Annotated in this window: 18 protein-coding genes; 11 read left to right on the top strand and 7 right to left on the bottom strand. The window is 50.3% G+C overall.

All coding sequences use genetic code 11. The annotated features are described in order from the left end of the window. Positions 1-100: 100 nt before the first annotated feature. Together rsmG and hisD are read right to left on the bottom strand one after the other, a co-directional pair. Positions 101-796, bottom strand: coding sequence for a 16S rRNA (guanine(527)-N(7))-methyltransferase RsmG (gene rsmG / locus BUF15_RS12140; RefSeq protein ID WP_073613759.1), 696 nt, complete (start codon positions 794-796; stop codon positions 101-103). A gap of 5 nt (positions 797-801) precedes the next feature. Continuing rightward, positions 802-2,106, bottom strand: a complete 1,305-nt coding sequence (gene hisD, locus BUF15_RS12135) for a histidinol dehydrogenase (RefSeq protein ID WP_073613758.1) — start codon at positions 2,104-2,106, stop codon at positions 802-804. Between the two features lie 471 nt (positions 2,107-2,577). Between hisD and BUF15_RS12130 the strand changes: the two genes are divergently transcribed. The 4 genes from BUF15_RS12130 to BUF15_RS12115 all read left to right on the top strand — a co-directional run bounded on the left by BUF15_RS12130 (position 2,578) and on the right by BUF15_RS12115 (position 7,844). Beyond that, entirely contained in the window at positions 2,578-3,654 is a 1,077-nt protein-coding gene (locus BUF15_RS12130) for a radical SAM/SPASM domain-containing protein (protein ID WP_073613757.1), read from the top strand. A 60-nt stretch (positions 3,655-3,714) separates the two neighbouring features. Continuing rightward, a complete protein-coding gene (hemE, locus tag BUF15_RS12125) occupies positions 3,715-4,734 on the top strand; it encodes a uroporphyrinogen decarboxylase (RefSeq protein WP_073613756.1) in 1,020 nt (339 codons plus the stop codon). A 48-nt stretch (positions 4,735-4,782) separates the two neighbouring features. After that, a complete protein-coding gene (locus BUF15_RS12120; RefSeq protein ID WP_234981164.1) occupies positions 4,783-5,421 on the top strand; it encodes an HD domain-containing protein in 639 nt (212 codons plus the stop codon). 962 nt (positions 5,422-6,383) lie between these two features. Next, positions 6,384-7,844: a DUF3360 family protein gene (locus BUF15_RS12115; protein ID WP_073613754.1), complete on the top strand. Its 1,461-nt coding sequence runs from the start codon at positions 6,384-6,386 to the stop codon at positions 7,842-7,844. 100 nt (positions 7,845-7,944) lie between these two features. Here BUF15_RS12115 and BUF15_RS12110 read toward each other — a convergent pair whose 3' ends face one another. Beyond that, positions 7,945-8,448 carry a glycine cleavage system transcriptional repressor gene (locus BUF15_RS12110; protein WP_073613753.1) on the bottom strand — a complete coding sequence of 168 codons (504 nt, stop codon included), beginning with the start codon at positions 8,446-8,448 and terminating at the stop codon, positions 7,945-7,947. A 466-nt stretch (positions 8,449-8,914) separates the two neighbouring features. On the opposite strand from BUF15_RS12110, the gene BUF15_RS12105 reads away from it, so the two are divergent. Further along, a complete protein-coding gene (locus BUF15_RS12105; protein WP_073613752.1) occupies positions 8,915-10,171 on the top strand; it encodes a BaiN/RdsA family NAD(P)/FAD-dependent oxidoreductase in 1,257 nt (418 codons plus the stop codon). 37 nt (positions 10,172-10,208) lie between these two features. On the opposite strand, the gene BUF15_RS12100 is transcribed toward BUF15_RS12105, so the two are convergent. Both BUF15_RS12100 and BUF15_RS12095 read right to left on the bottom strand, forming a co-directional pair. Further along, positions 10,209-11,126 (bottom strand): lysophospholipid acyltransferase family protein, encoded by a 918-nt coding sequence (locus BUF15_RS12100; RefSeq protein ID WP_073613751.1) that lies wholly within the window; start codon positions 11,124-11,126, stop codon positions 10,209-10,211. Between the two features lie 453 nt (positions 11,127-11,579). Continuing rightward, positions 11,580-12,089, bottom strand: a complete 510-nt coding sequence (locus tag BUF15_RS12095; RefSeq protein ID WP_143170709.1) for a hypothetical protein — start codon at positions 12,087-12,089, stop codon at positions 11,580-11,582. 545 nt (positions 12,090-12,634) lie between these two features. Here BUF15_RS12095 and BUF15_RS12090 point away from each other — a divergent pair. From BUF15_RS12090 to BUF15_RS12065, 6 genes are all read left to right on the top strand, one after another. Beyond that, a complete protein-coding gene (locus tag BUF15_RS12090) occupies positions 12,635-13,915 on the top strand; it encodes a 3-deoxy-D-manno-octulosonic acid transferase (protein ID WP_159441289.1) in 1,281 nt (426 codons plus the stop codon). A 5-nt stretch (positions 13,916-13,920) separates the two neighbouring features. Next, positions 13,921-14,664 (top strand): 3-deoxy-manno-octulosonate cytidylyltransferase, encoded by a 744-nt coding sequence (kdsB, locus tag BUF15_RS12085; RefSeq protein WP_073613749.1) that lies wholly within the window; start codon positions 13,921-13,923, stop codon positions 14,662-14,664. A gap of 36 nt (positions 14,665-14,700) precedes the next feature. Beyond that, complete coding sequence (locus BUF15_RS12080; RefSeq protein WP_073613748.1) at positions 14,701-15,156, top strand: NanQ anomerase/TabA/YiaL family protein; 456 nt, start codon at positions 14,701-14,703, stop codon at positions 15,154-15,156. A gap of 190 nt (positions 15,157-15,346) precedes the next feature. Beyond that, positions 15,347-15,724 carry a cupin domain-containing protein gene (locus BUF15_RS12075; protein WP_084553935.1) on the top strand — a complete coding sequence of 126 codons (378 nt, stop codon included), beginning with the start codon at positions 15,347-15,349 and terminating at the stop codon, positions 15,722-15,724. After that, positions 15,721-16,206, top strand: coding sequence for a L,D-transpeptidase family protein (locus tag BUF15_RS12070; protein ID WP_073613746.1), 486 nt, complete (start codon positions 15,721-15,723; stop codon positions 16,204-16,206). The genes BUF15_RS12075 and BUF15_RS12070 overlap by 4 nt, the downstream gene beginning before the upstream one ends. A gap of 15 nt (positions 16,207-16,221) precedes the next feature. Next, the gene (locus tag BUF15_RS12065) at positions 16,222-16,878 is read left to right on the top strand and encodes a pentapeptide repeat-containing protein (RefSeq protein ID WP_143170708.1); all 657 of its coding nucleotides are present in this window, start codon (positions 16,222-16,224) and stop codon (positions 16,876-16,878) included. 66 nt (positions 16,879-16,944) lie between these two features. Here the strand turns inward: BUF15_RS12065 and BUF15_RS12060 are convergent, their stop codons facing one another. Continuing rightward, positions 16,945-18,348: a DUF3999 domain-containing protein gene (locus BUF15_RS12060; protein WP_073613744.1), complete on the bottom strand. Its 1,404-nt coding sequence runs from the start codon at positions 18,346-18,348 to the stop codon at positions 16,945-16,947. Continuing rightward, positions 18,345-21,068 (bottom strand): DUF2339 domain-containing protein, encoded by a 2,724-nt coding sequence (locus tag BUF15_RS12055; protein WP_084553934.1) that lies wholly within the window; start codon positions 21,066-21,068, stop codon positions 18,345-18,347. The genes BUF15_RS12060 and BUF15_RS12055 overlap by 4 nt, the downstream gene beginning before the upstream one ends. Positions 21,069-21,075: the final 7 nt, after the last annotated feature.

The following is a 21,075-nucleotide window of genomic DNA, read 5'->3' as shown; positions in this document are numbered from 1 at the left end:
GATCCGTTCAATTCGGACATGTATTATAATCTTTTAGTCCACAGAATTACCGTGAACCGGGGTGTATTTATATCAGAAACCCACCTGATTCGCCAGGTATTTACCCGGCGCCCTCCGAGTATTTCTCCCTGGAAAAAACAAGCAAAGTACGTTCTGCCCGGGACACCGGCAACTCATGGGAAAAGGTAGCAGTCCTCACATAATGAAGCTTTTCCAGCACAGCCCTGGCACCATCCAGCTCTTCAGACCATTTTGGACCTTTCATGCAGATAACTTCCAGACCAGGATTGTTAAAACGGGCGGTCATATCAAGAAATCCGGCGATATCGGTAACCGCCCTACTGGTGATGTGAGTATAGGGCGCATCTCCCGGCAATACATTCTCATCTTCAACCCGGCAGGCCTGCACCGTGACATTCGTTAGTTCCAGAGTTCGTGCCACATGTCTGAGAAAAGATACGCGCTTCAGCCTGGGCTCGACCAGGGTGATAGTCATTTTTGGAAAAGCCGCTTTCAGCACCAAGCCAGGAAAACCAGCGCCGGTTCCGATATCGAGCAAATGGACATTCTTTTCCAAAAGCAGAGGCAAAAGGGTCAGGGAATCGAGAAAATGGTTCTCGATGATCTGATCATCCGTACTCCCTTTGGCAATGAGATTGACTCTGGTGCTCCACTTTTTCAGTTCAAGAAAATAACGGTAGAGCCGATCAATCCCTGTGTCATTCACATCGATTGCCAGCGCGGCTAATCCCTGCCGCAACTTGACAATAAATAGGTCCTGTTTTTTATCAGCCACAAAAACTACCTTGTCCGCACCGCAACAGAGTTAGCGTGGGCGGTAAGCCCTTCAAGGTTGGCCAGTAGCTGAATATGTCGACTATCCGCAGCCAGCGCTTTTTCAGAATAACTGATTATCGAACTCTTTTTCAAAAAGGTCTCAACCCCGAGCGCTGAGGCAAACCGGGCGGTGCCCATGGTGGGCAAGACATGATTAGGTCCTGCTAGATAATCGCCTGCCGCTTCCGGAGTGTGGCTGCCGAGGAAAATAGCACCGGCATGCCGCACGTGTGGGACCCAGCTCCAGGGATCGGTGATCATCAACTCCAGGTGTTCAATGGCGATATCATTGGCTAGAGCAATCGCCTCTTCCATATCCGCCGCCACCAGAATCACACCCTTGTCAGCAAGCGATGTCCTGGCAATACCCTCCCGAGAAAGGGTTGCCAGCTGTCGCTCCAGCTCTGCCGGAATCGCTGCGGCTAAATTCGCATCGGTGGTCACCACCACGGCGAGCGCCAGGGTATCGTGCTCAGCCTGGGCCAGCATATCCGCTGCCACATTTTCCACCTTGGCCGTCTCATCGGTTACAATCAGAACCTCGGAAGGACCGGCGATCATATCTATCCGCACCATGCCGGAAACAAGACGCTTTGCCTCAGTCACGTATTGGTTACCCGGCCCGACGATCACATCCACCTTGGGAATAGTCTCGGTGCCATAGGCCAGAGCCGCAATGGCCCAGGCGGATCCAGCCTTGAAGATCCGCGTTATACCGATCTCCTGAGCGGCAACAAGGAGATATGGATTCACCTTGCCATCTGTATCAGGTGGAGTCACCATCACCCGCTCTGTGACGCCAGCGATGCCGGCGGGAATACCATTCATCAAAACAGAGGAGACCAAAGGCGTTGAGCCCCCCTGTCCACCCGGAACGTAAAGCCCGGCAGAATCGACAGGCCGCACCAGGCGACCAACAATGGTGCCGTCGTCTCTGGTCTGCAGCCAGGAGTCCTCCATTTCCCGCTCGTGAAAGGACTGGATCCTTTCAATCGCAAGGGTCAGGGTCTCGAGAAAATCATCGCCAACTATATCATAGGCAGCCTGCAACTCGGCAGCGCTCACTTCCAGTTCTTCAGCGGTGAGATTCGGTGCATCAAAACGGCGCCCATACTCAACCACCGCCGCATTTTTTCGCATGCGAACCGCTTGCAATATATCCGCCACAGCATCCTGGCAAGAACTGTCTGTGGTCTGAAACCGCTGCAGTAAACTGGCAACGATTTCCTGCCCCTTGGGGCTGTCTGTGGTGACAGGTGTAATAATCATGATTCTTTCCAACTGGTGTGGCAGAGCTGGTTCCAGCCCCGCATTACTCTGGTATGATAGACGCACTGGAGGCGTCTTAGCGTCCTGATGATCGAGCCTACTATATGACATTAGTCTCAATTAATAAAGGGCTCTGGAAAACCGAGAATATAGCCGACCACTGCCAATTTACCAACAAAATTGGGGCAAAATGACCAAATTGGATCAATATTCTATACATTACGAACTACTTCACATTCTCGGGTAACACTGTGTTTTTCTGTTTCTTGATGAGAGTCTCCATTATATTTTCTCACATTACAGAGCATAAAAAGCCAAAAAAGAGAATTACTAAGATCCAAAGCCCGCTTTATTTTTGCCCCAAAGTGCTTAACATTGCAAAGCTGAAGTAAACTCTTATTGCCATGTTCCGCGCAGCACGTGGGGACTTTACGGCCCGAACGGTATCGTTTTTTTACGAGGAGTCATCGAATGGATTTTGAACCCAAATGGATAGCCTGGGAGATCACCCGACGCTGCAACCTGAAATGCGTGCATTGCCGCTCATCCTCAGAACTTGAGGCCATAGAACACCCGGATTTCACTCTGGACGAGGCAAAAAAAATCCTGGACGATATTGCCTCCTACGCCAGCCCGGTGATGGTCCTCTCGGGTGGTGAACCGCTGCTGAGAAAAGATGTGTTCGACATAGCCCGTTACGGCACCGATCTTGGTTTCCGGATGTGTCTTGCCACCAACGGGACTTTGGTAACCGAAGAGGTATGTGAGAAAATCAAGGAATCGGAAATTCGCATGGTGTCACTCAGCCTCGACGGGGCATGTGCCGAAACTCACGACAACTTCCGCAACCAGAAAGGCGCCTTTGATGGAACCATGAAGGCCATCGAACTTTTCAACAAACATTCCATTCCCTTTCTGGTTAACTCCTCGTTTACCGTCCGCAACCAGAAAGAGATCCCTGAAATCTATAAACTGGTCAAGGGCCTTGGCGCAACCGCCTGGTATATGTTCATGATTGTACCCACCGGTCGTGGCGAGGATATCATGAGTGAACTCATACCGGAAAAGCTCTATGACGAGATTCTTGAGTGGCATTATAATGTGGAAAAAGAGGAAAATGAGCTGCTGATGCGCCCCACTTGCGCCCCACACTATTACCGGATCGTCCGTCAAAAAGCCAAGGAAGAGGGTGAAACCTTTAAACGCCGTAACCTGAAATTTTCCACCGGTGGCTCGAAAGGATGCCTGGCCGGCCAACTTATCTGCCTGATCGACGTTGATGGCCAGGTGCTACCCTGCAGCTATTTTCCGAAATCCGCCGGTAACGTCAAAACCACCCCGTTCAAGGATATCTGGGAACAGTCTGAGCTCTTTCTGCAGCTTCGTGATTTCAAAAGCTATAAGGGTAACTGCGGCCAGTGCGAGTATGTGGGCGTCTGCGGCGGATGCCGAGCCAGATCCTACGCCATGACCGGTGATTTTCTTGCCCAGGAACCGTTCTGCAGCTATACTCCAAGAAAAGCACAGAATACTGGCGACAGTTTATAACCAGCCGATAAGAAGCTTAAATTCACAACACGAAAAACAACAACCCGGAAAAGGGGGAGCATGAACGACACATTTCTAAAGGCCTGCAGGGGCGAGAAAACCGATTACACACCCATCTGGATGATGCGACAGGCCGGCCGTTACCTCCCAGAGTATCAGAAGGTACGTGGCAACGTCACTTTCCTTGAACTCTGCAAATCTCCTGAACTCTGCGTTGAGGTCACCCTGCAGCCAATCGACATTCTGGGCATGGATGCTGCTATTCTCTTTTCCGATATCCTGATTCTGATGGAGGCGATGGGAGCTCCTTTGGATTTCCACGAAGGCAAAGGTCCCATTTTCGCCACCACCATTCGCGATGCCAAGGCCTTGGATATGCTCGTCATCCCGGACCCGGATGAGGCTACCGGCTTTGTTATGGAGACTATCCGTCTTTTGAGAAAAGAGCTGAAAGTGCCGCTGATCGGCTTTGCCGGCGCACCCTTCACCTGCGCCACGTATCTGATCGAGGGCGGCAGCTCGAAAACCTTCTGGGAAACCAAGAAGCTGATGTACACCCAGCCGGAACTCTTCCATGCACTGATGGAGAAGATTACAGAGGCCACGATTCTTTACCTGCAGGCCCAGGCCAGGGCTGGTGCCCAGGCACTCCAACTTTTCGATTCATGGGCAGGAGTCCTCGCGCCATGTGATTTCGAGGAGTTTGCATTTCCGTATATAACCAGGATTCTTGCCAGTCTCAAGTCGTATGATATTCCACTTATCTATTTTGCTAATAACGGGGCAACCCTTCTAGACTACTCGGTTCGTTCAGGTGCTGACGTTATCGGGCTCGACTGGCGAATCAATATCAAGGACGCTATTGCCAAAGTCGGCAAAAAAGCGGTTCAGGGCAACATTGATCCCTTTGCTCTCCTGCTGCCCAAGGACAAACTGAAATCACGTATCCAAAATCTTCTCAATGATGCCCGGGGCGCCCATGGCCACATCTTCAACCTTGGTCACGGCATTCACCAGTTTACACCTCCGGCACAGGCCAAACTGGCTGTAGAGCTGGTTCATGAACTGAGCGCCCGATAAATCTTTCACCTTGGGCGGGGTCCTCCCCCGCCCATCTGCATTGTATTTATGAACAAGATTATCCCTGACGTTGCTCGTTGCCTTGAATTAATGGAAACGTTTTCCATGTGGGAAAACATCCGCTGCCACTCGTTTATGGTGGCCCGGGTTGCTGAGTTCCTACATAGGCAGCTGGACAACGCCGGGCGAGCTGGGGCTGTTCCACAGCGAGAGCTGGTGATAGCCGGTGCCCTGCTCCACGATATCGCCAAGAGTAAATGCCTTGATGAGGGCTGCCGACATGCCGACGTGGGCGCGGTTCTCTGCGAGGAGTTGGGGTATATGGACATTGCCGAGATTGTCGCCAACCATGTGATTCTCTCAGACTTCGAGCCAAATCGCTATCAACGGGGCGAGTTCAATGCCGTTGAGCTGGTGTTCTATGCTGACAAAAGGGTCAAACACGATCAGGTGGTCAGTCTTGACGAACGGCTTGACTATATCCTTGAAAAATATGCCAACAACAGCCAGCGCAATGAAGCACTTATCATAAAGAACTTCGCGGCCTGCAGAACTTTGGAAAAGCATCTCTTTGCCCGCCTCGACTTCTCGCCCGCCGATATCCCCAACCTTCTCGCAGAAGAGTCGGCAGGAACACTGCAATATCCGCCTCTCGAGCCTGTCGCTTCCGCTCAACCATCGCTTTAGCACTGCTCCTCACCACGGGGACTCCGTGGCGCAGCTTTTTTTTTTCGTTACCCTTTGCACCAGACAAAATTACTCCCTCCTTCGGAGCGCTTCCTTTCATTTCGACTCTTCTGACATCACTGGCAGCCTAACCACTTACACCCCCTGATCGAAATCCGGAAACCCGGTTTTACCTGACAATGCCCCAACGGGTTAAAATTCAAGCCCATCCCCTTTTGATTACTCGTAGTAGATCATCTACTCTACTCCATGCACAAAACCTGGCGCATGCTGCCAAAACCATTATTGGTACCATGGTAATACATACGGCGATCACCAGAGCACTCATCACATATAATGCAGTATTTCCTAGCATTTTATGCTTAACAATATGAGTTAAAAACCAAATTGGTATCATTTAATTCGGCTTTTTTATATTGACAGTTTTACTATTTTCGATCATAAATAGGACCACATCGTGACACTCTTGTGTCTGCTAGGACGTCCGTTTTGCTATTCATGCCAGTGAATTGCCCCACCATTAATCGGACATAACAATCATATTTCCTGCTGATCTTATTGTTTTTCTCAATTGTCAGCATTTCTTATGTTGTTAGATTAACTAGCGATATCTCTACTGAGAATACGAGTCATACATCAACGTTGTCCTGCTGTCATCCGCTATAGCCGGGAATGTTGCTGGTCACAATACCAGCAATTTCTCTTGTTTATTTGAAACATTGGACCATTTACTCAGACCACATCCTGAGATAATGGCTTCACTTCTGTGGTTTTGGTCGTACCAAAATACATCTGCGCGATTTTGGACCACCTCAATGGCAAGCTACGCCACCACAGTTTTTTGGTCGAACTTCATGCAAAGTTTACCGGTTACCCCATTCCTGTAATTTGCTGACGTCTGTCAGCAAAAGGGGTGCGGCGACCTCAAGATTATTACGTATATTTTTTTGGAGAGTGTAGTCATGCAGAATGCAGATTCGCAAAGTTACAGAACATTGCGAAAAAAATCCGGCGAGTTCTCAACCCGTTCCGAGTATCTGGATCATGAACTCACGATCATGAAGCCAAAGCGCTGGGGACTGAACCTTCCCGGCCGCGACTTCAATTTTGAACTTGAAGACCTGATTCCGGCTATTGCCGGCACCATTGGCCTTACGGTCATGTGTACAGCTATCACCAACGCCTTCGCCACGGCGTACGGCCTCGATACGGCTTTTATCGTCGAAAACGTCCGCGTCGACATGCTGGTAGTGTGTGTTTTCTTTGTTATCCTGTTCTCTGGTCTGTTTAATCCCCGGGCCAACCTGGCCGGCATTCATGGACCGATGATGCCGCTCATCCCGCTGATGGCTGTCTCCGGCACCCATCCTCTTGCTCTAGGGGCTCTTATCGCCATATTCGGTCTTATTCTCAGCATAACCAAAGGCGGTTCTCGTCTCGTCAACGTTACCAGTCAGGGCGTGGCTGGCGGGCTCCTTGTTTATCTTGGCGCCATCGGCACAATTGGCCAAGTCGGTGCCATGCGAAAATGGGCGGAATCTATTGAAATGGGCTATGTGGCCTTGGTAGTATTGATCGTTAACCTGGCGCTCTATGCCATGCTGGCGAGGATGAAAAAGCGCTGGCTGGCCATCCCTATCTGCTCCGGCCTGGCAGCGGTGACAGCCCTCATTCTTGGTGCGCCTTTCGAGTTCACCACCACACCCGGCCTTCCCTCTTTCAACCCTTTCTACTGGTGGGGCGATGACACCGGCTGGAAACTTGGTATGCCAGGGATCTCCCACATCATTTCGTCTTTGCCGTTCGCCATTCTCGCTGTGGCCATGTGGTCTCCAGACTTTCTTGGTCACCGCATCTTCCAGGAGATGAATTACCCCAAAAAAGCGACCAATGTGTTGATGGATGTCGATGACACCATGATCGGCTGCTCTCTTCGCCAAGTTGTTTCAGCCTTCTTCGGCAGCGGCTGCATCACCTCATCCTGGGGCACCTATATGATTCCGGCGGCAATCGCCAAACGCCCGATCCCCGGCGGAGCGATCGCTACCGGCATTCTCTCCATCACGGTTGCCATCGCCGGTTTCCCAATGGATATCGCAGTCTGGCGACCAGTACTCTCTATCGCCCTTCTGGTTGGCGTTTACCTTCCGCTTCTTGAAGCCGGAATGGAGATGGTACAGGACACCAAAGACACCCAGTCTGCCGGTATCTGTATCTTTGCCTCTGCCATCGTCAATCCGGTCTTCGGTTGGGCACTCACCATGTTCCTCGACAATAACGGTATGATCGGCGACAAAGATCGTCCGAAAAAGCTGAACATTGCTGACAAATTGATAATCCCGGGTATGGCCCTGCTGGTCAGCACCATCGCCATGGCCATCGTCGGCATGTTGCCAGGTATTCCTGCGATGATCGGTCACTGATTTTCGCACAGCACGATCCTGGATACAAAAAAGGGGTGAAGAAGATTTCAAATCTTCTTCACCCCTTTGTCATTAAACAATCTCAGAAAGGATCCATACCCTACGCCACGGTTACCCGCACATCTTCAGCCAATGCCTCAATCTCATCAGCAACAGCCTCTCCGCTCAACGCTTCCGGCACAGTCAATGCGACCTTAGCAGTAAATGCCGTCTGGCCGATGGAGGAAACATGGACTCTATTACATTCCATATTTTCGACCACCAGATCAAGACTTGCCAGTACCCTGCTCAACTCTTTGGTCAAACCCGGACGGTCCTGACAGTCCACCACCAAGTTGAGACTTTTGGTCGGCCCTTCTTGTGGATTCAAAACAGCTGAATAGCTGAACTGCAGGTTGGCAAAACGTTTTTCAAGTTCTTCTTTCAGTCGGACTTCGTTTTCTTGATCTACAACGACCTTCATTAAGGCCGTCAGCAAGCCATCAAGCCGCATCACCTTGCTTCTTGCCCATTCACCACCGAACTCCCGGGTAACTTCTGCAATGGATTTTATTGTTCCCGGGCTATCAGCCCCCATTACGCTCATCACAAACATCTCTTTCATATCTAGCTCCTTATTACAAAAACATCTGGCACGACGCTGTCTCATATCCCACTGGGACAATGGTACAACAGGCACCAATACAGCTTGCCCTTTACTTACAGGATCACAATCAGGCCATCGGTAAATCCTCCTAGAGTGTGCGGTTTCAACTGAGCATTTGGGGTGCATTGACATATATTTCTATTATAGCAGAAAGTATTTTTGTCCTAATCTATTAGATGATGAGTGGCCACTTTTTATGACCTTTTGACAGATTTATCAGCAAGCAAAAAGAAAAATAGTGCTTTTTTCATGTGCAATCGATAAACCTACTTCGTAGAACATCCTTGATTTTTCCAATTCTCACCCGGTAAGCGCTACCACCTCTGGCAGATAACGTCCGCGAACACGCGATATAAGCACGCACGCCATCGCAGACACATTACACGCAGGCTCCTCGCCAACCAAAGCTATACGGATACATCTCATGAAAACCATCATTGTCATTGGCGGAGGTGCTTCAGGCATAATGGCTGCCGGCCAGGCCGCGCTTGCCGGCGCCAATGTTCTCTTGCTCGAAAAGATGAAGGAACCCGGCAAGAAGATTCTTATATCCGGCCAGGGCCGGTGCAATATTACAAACAACTCAGAACTTCACGACTTTCTATCACACTTCAATCCGAACGGCCGTTTTCTCCATCAACCCTTTTCCCGGTTTTTCGTTCCACAGCTCATGGCTTTTTTTGAAGAGTTGGGACTTCAACTGATCACTGAGCGGGGTGGACGGGTCTTTCCTAAAAGTGGCCGAGCCCGCGATGTTCTTGATACACTCCTCCACTGGCTTACGAAGACCGGCGCCAGGCTGCAATGTTCTCAACCAGTGGAGGACCTGGTGATAACCGAAGGGCGCATAGCTGGTGTCATGAGAAATGGTAAAAAGCTCGCCTGCGATGCGGTCGTCCTTGCGACTGGCGGCTCCTCATATCCCACCACCGGCTCAAGCGGAGATGGTTTTCATTTTGCTAAAAAAGCCGGCCATACCATCATGCCTCTCAAGCCGGCCCTGATTCCGCTTATCACCAGGGAACCCTGCCTGCACCAGTTGGGCGGACTTGACCTGCGAAATACCGGTATCCGTATCTATGTCGATGGAAAAAGGAAAAAGTCGGATTTTGGTGAAGTGGGCTTTACCCGTTTCGGAATTGGCGGGCCGGTCATTCTCACTCACAGCCGGGCTATCGTTGATTGGCTGCAATCTGGTAAACAGGTCAGCATCAGTCTCGATCTCAAACCGGCACTTGATGATCGCAAGCTCGACGCACGACTGCAACGAGATTTCCAAAGCCGCAGCAAAGAGGAACTGCAGAGTGTTCTGCGCGGACTCTTACCGCAGCAGCTTATTCAGGTATGCCTGCAGCTGCTTGAACTCAATGGTCAAAAGGAAGCGGGAGTGGTGTCAGCCAAAGAACGCGCCCGGCTCAGGAGTTGGCTAAAAGATTTCCGGATGGAGATCAGTGGCCACCGCCCATTAAAAGAGGCCATCGTCACCGCCGGCGGGGTGAATGTCAAAGAGGTCGATCCACGAACCATGGAGTCACGTCTGGTGCGAGGCCTGTATTTTTCCGGGGAAGTGCTCGATATTGATGGTGACACAGGCGGCTACAACCTGCAGGCGGCGTTTTCAACCGGCTGGCTGGCCGGGCGCTCGGCGGCGGCTGATGAGCAGGAGCCTGAAGAAGAATGACATTTTCGCAACAGATAAAAACCGAAGTCGACCATACTCATGAACTCATCTGCCGAGCGACTTCATTTTCACCAGGCGGACGGCTTTTCCAACGCCTGTGCATCCAAAACCATTGATCTGGTTGCAGCCGAGCATAATGCTCTAAACGGTTGGTACACCGCTGGGTAATATCGCGAATATTATCCTCGGTTGCTCCAGCTTCGTAGTCAATGATTACCGGTTCAAATACAACCCTGATAGTGCCGTCCGGCTGACGGATTGACGCACCAAAAACCATCGCCGCGCCCATCTTCAGGGCAATACTCGCCGGACCCTTGGGTGCGGAGCAAAGGCGTCCAAAATAATTGACAAAAACCCCTCTACTGCCAGCATTCTGATCCATGAGCATACCGACTATCCCGTTGTTGCGCAGCAACCGGACGATCCCTCTGGTCGCTGTTCCCTTTGGAATAACCTCAAGCCCTGTCATACGCCGATGATCGTTAATTTCCTTATCGAGATATTTATTGGAAATCTCGGCAACAACAGCGCCTAGCCGGTAACCGGCGGCTCCTAATGCACAGCTGGGGTATTCCCAGTTGCCGAAATGCCCACCAACGAGGACTGTACCCTTGCCGCGAGCCTGAGCCTCCTTCAGAACATCCAGGTTCTCGAACACCACCAGATCCAGCAACGCATCTCGGGTAAGGTTCGGCAGGGCAAGATGTTCCAGAGTGTTCATTCCCAGATTTCGATATGCCCCTCGAGCTATATAGGAAATTTCCGATGGAGATTTCTCGGGAAACGCACTGGTCAAATGGGTTACGGTAACGTTTTTCCGCACCGGAAAACAATAGTAGATGATATCCCCGAGCCGGGCTCCGAAACGCAGTAATGCCTGCCTTGAGAGCCATCGTGTCGTCAGCCCGAGACCGAGGAGGAATTGAAACTCTATAAAATGCCTGATTTTTTTCATAATGATATCAGAGTGTCAATCTATTGTAAGCTTTTACCAGTGTCGACAATCATGTAATGGTTAATCAATTTTCTATCGTTGTGCGATAGCCTTCCAAGTGTTTCATGTTTTTCCATTTTGCACATCACTACCGTTTTCAACGCTGGTAATCAAGTGCATAGTGCAAACAGGTACCAATCAGCGAAAAAACAAATGGGGTGGTGCGTATCATATCGCACCGCCCCATCAAGATATCCTGAGGAGACCTTAAATTCTTCAATCAAGGTCAGGCAAGTGTACCCCTCACACTTGGCAAGAATATTTACCACAGGTGTATACCATATATCTGTGTTTTCGCTTACCCCTGATGATATATTTTATCGCTTTTTATATAATTTTTCAGAATAGCAATGTTTCAAGGTTTTACATCCACATCCTGATCTGCTACTTGATTGCCACACTGATATATAACACTTATACAACCAGCACCCTGGCGCCTTCCATCATCATTTCCACTTCATTTGCCACCGCCTGACTACTGCAATGGCTCGGCACCTCAACCGTGCAACGTGCCGAGAAAACCGTCTCGCCAAGTCCAATAACCGGATAACGGGTACACTCCAGGTCCTTGGTTTCACAATCGAGATCTTGCAGAATCGTCTGCAAATCACCTTCCGGGTCGGTCCTGTTACGACATTTTACATCAAGTTGTATTATCTTGCTCAGAGAGGTCTCAACCGTATCGTTTTCAACTTCTGTGCAGCGAAATGTTTTTTCTGGAAAGTTTTCTGCCAAAGAGGCTTCTATTGCCAACGGGTCTTTCCCTGCAAGCTGAAACTTGATAATCAACGACATCTGGCCACCAAGACGTATGCCTCGATGCACGAGCAGTTCTCCACCCATCAGGCGGATCGCATTTAGAAGAGATTCTTTTGCAGCGGGCGTGTCAGCTCCGCTAACCGTCACAACCAACGAATTTCGCATAGCAACCTCAGAGAAATTGGAAAAAATACATATCATGTCAAGCGGGCAACCCTAACTGACAACCGAAAGTGCCACAACGTGCCAGCCTGTGAATAATCCTTTCTGATCTTTTACACATTTCACCTGCAAAATGCCACACAATCAAACCTTTTACATCTAATTACTTCATGTTTTTATTCATGTTTACAGAAATGACGCCACTGTTTACAAGACAAAACATGGTTTCTACGTTCAAATTTCATAACAGACTACACCCCTCTCCACATGCTCCATCATTGTCAATTTCGGTCGGGTTTTCTTTCTGCTACTCACAACGCGACAGATTCAGTATCCTGCTTATCTGTCGTACGCTCATAGAGATTTTCCCTGAGCTTTCAGCTGCTCAATAACGGCTCCCCCTACTGAGGGAAATGGTTTGCAAGTTGCCAGCGATAACGATATGATGCCGTGGCTTGTAGTGGCCGATACTGGAAGCTTTGCAGCACTCTGGATATCTTTTTACGACCTCATGTCGAAACTACTTAATTTTATACCATATCAACAGCTTGATACGCATACTGTTCATCTTCTACCATCTCGCCTGGCTTGCCGCATTACCACTTCTGCGACGTTTCCCCCGGATCTCACTTGGCTGGGACCAACGTACCCTGCGACAGGCACCTGACGGTCCTTTTGATCTCTGGATCCAGTCCGCCTCAGGCGGAGAATCTCTTTTAAGCAACGCCATTGTTGCCGACCTCACCTCCCGACTTCCTGCCGATGCTTCACTCCGGGTACTCTTGACCTCGGGCACCCAACAGGGCATCGATACTCTGCAAAAAGGTATGCAGCAACGAGGGGACAACTCTGCACTCAACAGTGCCGTGAGCTTTTTCCCTTTCGATTCTCCGGCTATTATGGCAAAGGCCTTTACCCGCTTTCGACCACGTCTCATTGTCGTTCTCGAAACGGAATTATGGCCTGGTCTATTAAACCAGGCCAAAAAGCGGGACATACCTGTTCTACTCATAAATGGCCGAATGTCCCAAAAAAGCTTTCGCTGGTACCAACGTTGCCGCTGGTTGTTTAAGCCATTGGCCCCCAAACATATCTGGGCCATCTCCAACGAGGACGCCAGCCGTTTTGGAGATGTTCTGGGATCCGAAAAAGTCAAAGTGATGAACAACATCAAATTCGACCGTATCGAGCCCCAAAATACTCTGGCAACCCAACCGCCCTTCAGCCACCTCTTTCCCCACAACACACCGTTTGTGTTGCTTGGCTCTATCAGAAAAGAGGAAGAGGATAAAATCGTCTCGACCATTGCCATGCTGCTGCAGGACCGGCAGGATTGTATTATCGGGGTGTTCCCAAAACATATTGAACGAGCCGATGATTGGCTGGCGAAGCTTCGAGAACACAATATCACCGCCGTAAAGCGATCATTGACAACCGCCACATGCCAGCCGGGATCAGTAATCGTCTGGGATGTATTCGGCGAACTTGCTGGAGCTTATGGGCTGGCTAGAGTAACCTTTATCGGGGGATCACTGATGGATTTGGGTGGTCAGAATTTCCTGGAGCCGTTAGTATTCGGTCTCAGACCCCTGATCGGCCCCTACTGGTCAAATTTTTCCTGGGTCACCCGGGAAATTATTGACACGGGTCTGGTCCGTGAGGTTACAGACGAAAAACAGCTGTATGTTGAACTGCTCAACCGGCTCGACCGCGATGAACCGCGCGAGCAGGTCATCGAACAGGTTGTACAGTTTCTTGGCCCCAGAAAGGGTGGCACCCGACTTGCCAGCCGTGAGATCATGAAAATTTTGCATCCAGATAGTGAATAATTAACATGACATCCTTACCTCCCTGCTACGGCATCATCCCTGCCCGCTACCAGTCCCACCGGTTTCCTGGAAAACCTCTTGCCGACATCCTTGGCAAACCGATGTTCTACTGGGTCTATGAACGGGCCTGCCGGTGCAGTCTCTTAAAAAAGGTCTGGTTGGCAACCGATGATGAGCGAATCTATGCGGCCGCCGAAAAGCTGGGTGTGCCGGTGGTGATGACCGACCCGAACCACCCCAGCGGCTCAGATAGAATAATGGAGGCGGTAGAACACCTTGGTCTTTGCGAAGACTCGGTTATCGTCAACATCCAGGGGGACGAGCCTGCGCTTGATGAAAATATGCCAAGGCTGCTCGTCGAGCCGTTTGCCGACCCCGCTATCCAGGTAACCACCCTTGCTCGCATCATCAATGCGGTCGAAGCCGAGAATCCTGACCGGGTAAAGGTGGTGCGAGGCCAGGATGGCCGCGCCCTCTATTTCTCTCGATCAAAAATACCGCACATCCGTGACGAAGAGCACTCAGACATCCATTATCTCCTGCATATCGGTCTCTATGCCTATCGACTGTCCGCTCTCAAGACCTTCACCAGTCTGCCACCCAGCCCCCTCGAACAGATTGAAAAGCTGGAACAGCTACGACTCCTGGAAGCGGGAATATCCATTCACGTTGTCCTTACCGATTATGACGGATTTGGCGTGGACCGCCCTGAAGACCTCGACCTGATCACCGTCCGCCTGAAACGTTAAGCAAAAAACCAACAGTCGGACAACAAGGAGTAAGGCATGATCATCGACAAATTGGCTAACAGCACCATCTATGCGACGCTGCATCCAGGCATCGCCACGGCGCTCGGCTTTCTCGCTTCACCGCACGTGACTAACCTCGCCCCCGGAAGATACGACATTGCCGGCGATGATATCTATGCCATTGTGGATAAAGGCCAAGGTAGAGGAAGAGAAGAGTCCCCACTTGAAGTACATATGCGATATATCGACGTACAGTATGTCGTCTCAGGAGACGAATGGATGGGCTGGGCGCCCTATGCCGACTGCAGCCTGGATCAGGATGGCTTTTCCAGTGATCAGGATATCGGACTGTGCATGGAACGGCCCCAGTCCTGGGTCCAGGTTCTGCCGGGGTATTTTGCCATTTTCTATCCCAGCGACGCCCATGCACCACTGGCAGGAATAGGCGAGGTGCACAAGATCGTCGTCAAAGTCGCCCACGCCCTTGAATAACAAGTATTTTCGTTGCTGGCGAAAAAATCCTTCTACCCTTTTAGTTTTCTTGCCTCTTCTCACGTTTACCCCGCATGAGCGTAAACGGTATCATCATTTTTTTTACTCGACAGTCCATCTTCCCATGCTATTGTAATGTTACATTATTTCAAGCTAAAGGAGCGTACATTCAACACGGCAACGAGGTCAGATGATGGATACATGGACCAGGAAAAGCGGCTATGACACCTGCCTGCAGGCAGCAAGTGATCAACTGAACGCATCGGGAACGGAAGTCCACCTGATCCGCTTCCGCGACGGCAAATTCTGCCATTTTCACAAAACAACCACCGAATTTTTTCATTTCACCAAGGGCATCGGCCGGGTAGTATTAAACGGAGAAGAACAACCACTCTATCCCGGAACTTCGCTGGTCATCAAATCCTATGATGTCCATACATTTATGAACGATTCAGACGAGGAACTACTGGAAGCTGTAATGGTCAAAGTCAACACTCATCCCCAGGACACCTTCGTTTGCGACCCGCCAAACCGTAACTTGCCAAAAGATGGATTTTTTTTAAGATGAAACAGCTCCTCCTTGCCGTTACCCTGCTACTCTGTCCCGGATTGATTCAAGCCGGAAAAACCGTGGATTTTGTACTGGTCAAAAAATCGGAGCGGAGAATGTTTCTCATAAAAAACGGTCGAGTGCTACGCCACTATGACATAAGCCTTGGAAGAAACCCGGAAGGCCACAAGGAGCAGGAAGGCGATAAACGCACCCCGGAAGGACACTATCTCCTCGATTATAAACTTGAGGACAGCGCATTTTATAAAGCGATCCACATCTCATATCCTAATGAGAAAGATCTTCAAAATGCCCGAAAAAAGAATGTTGAGCCAGGTGGAAAAATCATGATCCACGGCCAGCCTAACGGTAATGGCCATCTGGCCAAGATCACCCAGCAATACGACTGGACGAGCGGTTGTATCGCTGTAACCGACAAAGACATGGATGAGATCTGGAGCCTGGTCGAAGAAGACACGCCGATCACCATCGAGAAGTAGAGATCCATAACACTGATGATTTCTTATGAGTCCGTCACGTATAGCCAACCTTCAAGCACACTCGATACGACCTGCCGGTTGATTCAACATCATACCATCAATGAAGAGATGATTATCGAAGACGAAATATACAAAGATATCGATTTCACTCAGGAAAGATTACAGGCTGGCGAATACGAAAATTGTAAATTCATCAACTGTGACTTTTCAAATTCAGATATTTCCGGGATTAAATTCATCGAATGCGAATTTCAAGGATGTAATCTCAGTATGGTCTCCATGAACCAGACGGTTTTCAATAACGTCAAATTCATTGATACGAAAATGCTGGGTCTGCATTTTGAGAACTGTAACAATCTGATGTTATCAGTCGGGTTTTATGAGTGTACGTTAAACCATTCCTCATTTTACCGAGTTGATTTAAGAAATACTGTTTTTGATAAAACGAAGCTGGTTGATGCAGATTTTACCGAATCTGATCTCTCCAAATCCGTTTTGAAAGATTGTGACTTCTCCAATGCAACATTTGCTCACACAAACCTCGAAAAAACGAACTTCACGTCTTCATATAATTACATCATCGACCCGGAACATAACCGAGTCAGAAAAGCAAAGTTCGATTACCCAGGCGTTTTAGGTCTGTTAGCTCAATACGATATAGAGGTAATCTGAAAATACTGCACGGCACCCACCTTCACACCGAAACATTTGCAGCAACCGTGTAAAGGCACTCCTCTCCTAAGCATCCTCTCTCTTTCGCAAATCCTTCATGAGGTTGAGAGCCATCGCCCCCATACCGATCACCCCCAATACCAGAACAGACCAAAGCAGCCAGATTTTCCATGGTGTTGGAGGAGGCGGAGGCACCAGTGCCTTTTCACCGCCGAGTTCAATACGTTTACCAAGTTTGGCAGGTTGAAGGATGTCACCATCTTTATGCAACTGAACGGCGGTCAGTACCATTTCTGAGCTATTGGGTCCTGTACGGTTTTCCAGTTTGCCGCTGCCAAAAGCAAAAATAAAGGGACCGGTTCCCCGAGCAATAAACAGCAACTCATCACTCTGCCAGCCCAGATTGAGATTAAGATTACTACCACCACCAGCCAATCCAGCTCCATCATCCAGCACCACCAGTCTCCACTCACTATCATTGGTGCTCATAAAGCTGCATGGCTCGCTCTGTAACCGTTCACCATCCATCTCAAGTAAATAGAAGACGCCGCGACACTGTTCACGCCAACTATCGTCTTTACCCGTTCGCGACTGCACCGACGCGCTGACGATGGAATTCACTTCGGGAAACTGCAACCTCACGCTACGCACCGGGAGCCTGTAACCCGAAGTGAAATCGATAACGGTTTTCTCGCCAACCGCACTTTTAGCTCCGTTATAGAGGGTGACCCACTGCATATTTTGCCTGGATAGCACCACTCGCGGCTGGGCTGTAACACGTTGCAGTTCAGACGGCTGTTGCTTCTGCAACCAGGTAATTTTCAGATATCGGCCTGAACGTTGGGGCAGTTTGATTTTGCGCTGTTCAATCCGATTACCGCCATATTCAAGATCAACCAATGTGACTTTATTTACCAAGGTCCACCAACGTTGCAGATCATGCGACTGTTGGATCATTACCGAATTCGTGGTATGGGCCTTGTCAACCTTCCAGAATATCTCAAGGTTACCAATGTCACTTGCCTTCTCGCCAAGATCCAGCAAATAACCCGACACTCTTCGCTCGCCCTGCGGCTCGAGTTTGCCGCTATCGATATCGATAATCGTGCCATCGGCATTTCTGCGAACGGATAGCGACATGTTGCTGTCAATCACAGCCTCATCTTCATGCAACGGGAAAAATGGAACCTCTCGATTCTCACCAGCTAACTCTTCAGGGGAAGCCAAGGCTCGAAGAGCATGGGGCACTGGCTCACCCGCTCCGTTGAAGATTCTGATATCACCGAGATCAGACCGTCGCACGGTTCGATACACCTCACCAGGAACCGGTAAAGAATATATTGCACCCCTCTCCCTGGCCTCGATCATATAGCCATAACCAAAGTCACGGCTCTTTAAATCCTCGGCAATCGCGGATACAGTCCCAAGACAGAACAATGCGAGCAGTGTAAATGTGACAACACGTCTCATATAACTTCCTCCTTTCTCCCCGGCGGGATGGGCGAAAAATAGCCAATCACCAGCATCAGGATCCCCACCACAATAAACGAGACGATTCTGGCGACCGTACCTGTTCCGGACAGGTCCACCAGAAAGAGTTTTACGACCACCAGCGCCAGCAATACAGCGCCACAACACCAGACCAGTCGGTTGCCAGCTCTTGCCGCCCAGACAGTCATGGACAGGGCGCCAAGACTCCATAAGGCTGCGATTGCCGCTTGAAAGACCACGGAATGATAAAGGGATTCGTAACGATATGGAATATTGCCAAAGAAATGGACACACCGCGCCACTGTGCCATTGGTAAAGATAAAGATGAGTGCCGCCACCAGCCAGAAGATGATCCGCTCGGACAGAAAGGGAAAGCCATAACAGCTTCCTCTCCGGCAAGCCGAAGCCCACTTCATCAACACCATGATAATGAACAGCAGCGACAACTCCAGCGGATTAATGAGCGGGACAAATGGTAGCGGCGCAGGATCTCCTGACTCTTTCAAACACAGGACGCTCCAGATCATAAGCAGCAAAGCCGGCAGACCGATTCCCACGCCTCGATAGTAGCGTTCCCAGCGAGCCAGCGGCCAGGCCGGTCGTCCGCCCAAACCCATGATCAGCAACACAACACTGGCAGGCAGAACGCCCCAACCAATAATCGCCCAGATCTCTGAAAGCTGAAGAGCTTCATCTGCCAACCAGGATATCTCAAGACAGGAAAGAAGCAAGAGCAGCCACAGGCTCTTGGCATGCCAGTAGCCCATCAGCCACTCTGGCCATTCATGATCGAACTGGTAGAGCATGCGGTACTGGCAGTAAAAAGCCACAGCCCAGGCGAGCGGTCCCCAACTTGCAAGCAGGTGCGAGTTATAGGGCATATCAAACAGACCAAACACCATCGACAGAGCCATCAACACCAGATGCACCGCCTGGGCGATGGCCAGTTGTCGCCAGCTGACTTTCACCGCGACAATGGTCATGAGTATGGTCGACGCAGAACTAAAGAGCAGCACAGCGTTCTGGATTCTTATATGGCCAAAGTGATGGTCACATTCGCGCAGACCTCCGAAATACCACCAGCATAATCCCCAGACGAGAAGAGGCAGAGAGACATATTTTTCCCATTTACGCAGTTCATCCGCATGCCGCTGCAGGGAAAAACTGGCAAACAGGGCCGCACCCGCGATAAAAAGGCAGCCGAAAAAAGAACGGTTCAAAAATGGTATGGCGCCAAAAGGATAAAAGGTCTCCGCAAGAAAAAGGTACGCCGCAACAAATTGCAGCAATACACCAAAAAGCCGGGCGAGCAGCCTCTTCTGACGGACTCCAACCCAGACCATGGCACCACCCTCCAAGGCCCAGACAGCGCTTGTCCAGGTGGAGTCAAGTGCCAGCGGAATGGTCATCGTGGCAAACATCACTCCGAGTGCTAGAAAAGCTTCGCACAGCATCCGCATCCCTTCCGCCAGTCGCCGCCAGAGAATGGTGGCAAGCAGCAGGTAAAAGACACCAAGACTGCAGGAACTGATGGCCATGCCATATTGGAAGTCTCGCACCAGAGCATACTGTAGACCAGTGGCAACAAGTGGCAGACCAAAAACCAGCGGTCCATCGATAAAGCCGCGTAGATTCACCGGTTGACGATGAGCAAAGAGCACAGAGATCGCCGCATAGAGCAGAAAAAAGAAAATGAGAAACGGCTCGGTGGTAGCAAAATGTTGCGGTTGGTATCCCTGACTCCCCCAGAGGGTGCCGATACCGAAGGTGAAGAAAAAGCCAAGAAGATTCAATTCACGCCAGGCTTTGTACCAGGCAATTCCCAGGATACCAATATTCAGGAGCCCAAAATAGGAAAACAGCATCACATGACTGCCGGTACCGGTGGACATCAGCACCGGTGCGATAAAGCCGCCGATAGCCCCGAAAACCGCCAGCATACGCGCATTCTGCAAGACCGCAAGGAAACCGGAAAGCACCACCAGAGCGATCATCAGACCAAACGACAAAGGCACCGGCACCAGTGAATAAAGCTTTGCCGCTCCATAAACCACCAGATAGAGAATACCGACACCGCCGCCCTGCAGTCCCAAGCCGTAACCACCGGTGCGTGATCTCAGTCGCCAGCCAAGTCCAAGCAGGACCATGCCACCTAATGCCGCTCCGGCCAACCGTAGCTCGATGGGTACCAGATTATGTTGCGCCGCATATTTCACGAGAAAGGCCACGCCAAAAAAAAGAATGACGAGCCCCATCTTCAAAACCAGATTGCCACCGGTAATAAAGCGGCTTACCCAGTCTCCAACATCACTGCCCACCTTGCCAAACATTGCAAAGAGCCGATCGGGGCCGGCTAATGTTTCCTCGTGATGTTCCTGCCTGCCCTCCTGTTTTGTGGGGTCAGGCGGTACCTGGACACGTTTCCCGATATCAGTCGTAAGCGGATCGACAACTTCCTCAACGGTCGCTTCAGACATGACAAAATCGCCAGGCTCATCAACAGGGGCAAACACAACTTCTTCCTGCATAGCAGAAAGATCGGAAGCGGCTTGACGTTCTAACCTGGTGACCCGTTTTTTAAGTGTCAGTACCTCGGCAACGAGGTAGCCGATCACCGCACCGAACAGCACGCCTTCAGTGTCAAAAGCTGCGGCCCCCAGAAGGCCGGCGACAATGATAAACAGGATATGCATGGTCATGCCTTTG

The sequence above is a fragment of the Desulfopila aestuarii DSM 18488 genome (genome assembly GCF_900143695.1).
GTDB classification, from domain to species: domain Bacteria; phylum Desulfobacterota; class Desulfobulbia; order Desulfobulbales; family Desulfocapsaceae; genus Desulfopila; species Desulfopila aestuarii.
Note: the sequence above shows the minus strand (reverse complement) of the source record. Positions and strands in the feature narration are given on the sequence as shown.

Excerpts from the sequence above, each read along its gene's own strand:
- hisD (WP_073613758.1), bottom strand. The coding sequence starts at position 2,106 with ATGATTATTACACCTGTCACCACAGACAGCCCCAAGGGGCAGGAAATC.
- BUF15_RS12130 (WP_073613757.1), top strand. The coding sequence starts at position 2,578 with ATGGATTTTGAACCCAAATGGATAGCCTGGGAGATCACCCGACGCTGC.
- hemE (WP_073613756.1), top strand. The coding sequence starts at position 3,715 with ATGAACGACACATTTCTAAAGGCCTGCAGGGGCGAGAAAACCGATTAC.
- BUF15_RS12120 (WP_234981164.1), top strand. The coding sequence starts at position 4,783 with ATGAACAAGATTATCCCTGACGTTGCTCGTTGCCTTGAATTAATGGAA.
- BUF15_RS12115 (WP_073613754.1), top strand. The coding sequence starts at position 6,384 with ATGCAGAATGCAGATTCGCAAAGTTACAGAACATTGCGAAAAAAATCC.
- BUF15_RS12110 (WP_073613753.1), bottom strand. The coding sequence starts at position 8,448 with ATGAAAGAGATGTTTGTGATGAGCGTAATGGGGGCTGATAGCCCGGGA.
- BUF15_RS12105 (WP_073613752.1), top strand. The coding sequence starts at position 8,915 with ATGAAAACCATCATTGTCATTGGCGGAGGTGCTTCAGGCATAATGGCT.
- BUF15_RS12100 (WP_073613751.1), bottom strand. The coding sequence starts at position 11,126 with ATGAAAAAAATCAGGCATTTTATAGAGTTTCAATTCCTCCTCGGTCTC.
- BUF15_RS12095 (WP_143170709.1), bottom strand. The coding sequence starts at position 12,089 with ATGCGAAATTCGTTGGTTGTGACGGTTAGCGGAGCTGACACGCCCGCT.
- kdsB (WP_073613749.1), top strand. The coding sequence starts at position 13,921 with ATGACATCCTTACCTCCCTGCTACGGCATCATCCCTGCCCGCTACCAG.
- BUF15_RS12080 (WP_073613748.1), top strand. The coding sequence starts at position 14,701 with ATGATCATCGACAAATTGGCTAACAGCACCATCTATGCGACGCTGCAT.
- BUF15_RS12075 (WP_084553935.1), top strand. The coding sequence starts at position 15,347 with ATGATGGATACATGGACCAGGAAAAGCGGCTATGACACCTGCCTGCAG.
- BUF15_RS12070 (WP_073613746.1), top strand. The coding sequence starts at position 15,721 with ATGAAACAGCTCCTCCTTGCCGTTACCCTGCTACTCTGTCCCGGATTG.
- BUF15_RS12065 (WP_143170708.1), top strand. The coding sequence starts at position 16,222 with ATGATTTCTTATGAGTCCGTCACGTATAGCCAACCTTCAAGCACACTC.
- BUF15_RS12060 (WP_073613744.1), bottom strand. The coding sequence starts at position 18,348 with ATGAGACGTGTTGTCACATTTACACTGCTCGCATTGTTCTGTCTTGGG.
- BUF15_RS12055 (WP_084553934.1), bottom strand. The coding sequence starts at position 21,068 with ATGACCATGCATATCCTGTTTATCATTGTCGCCGGCCTTCTGGGGGCC.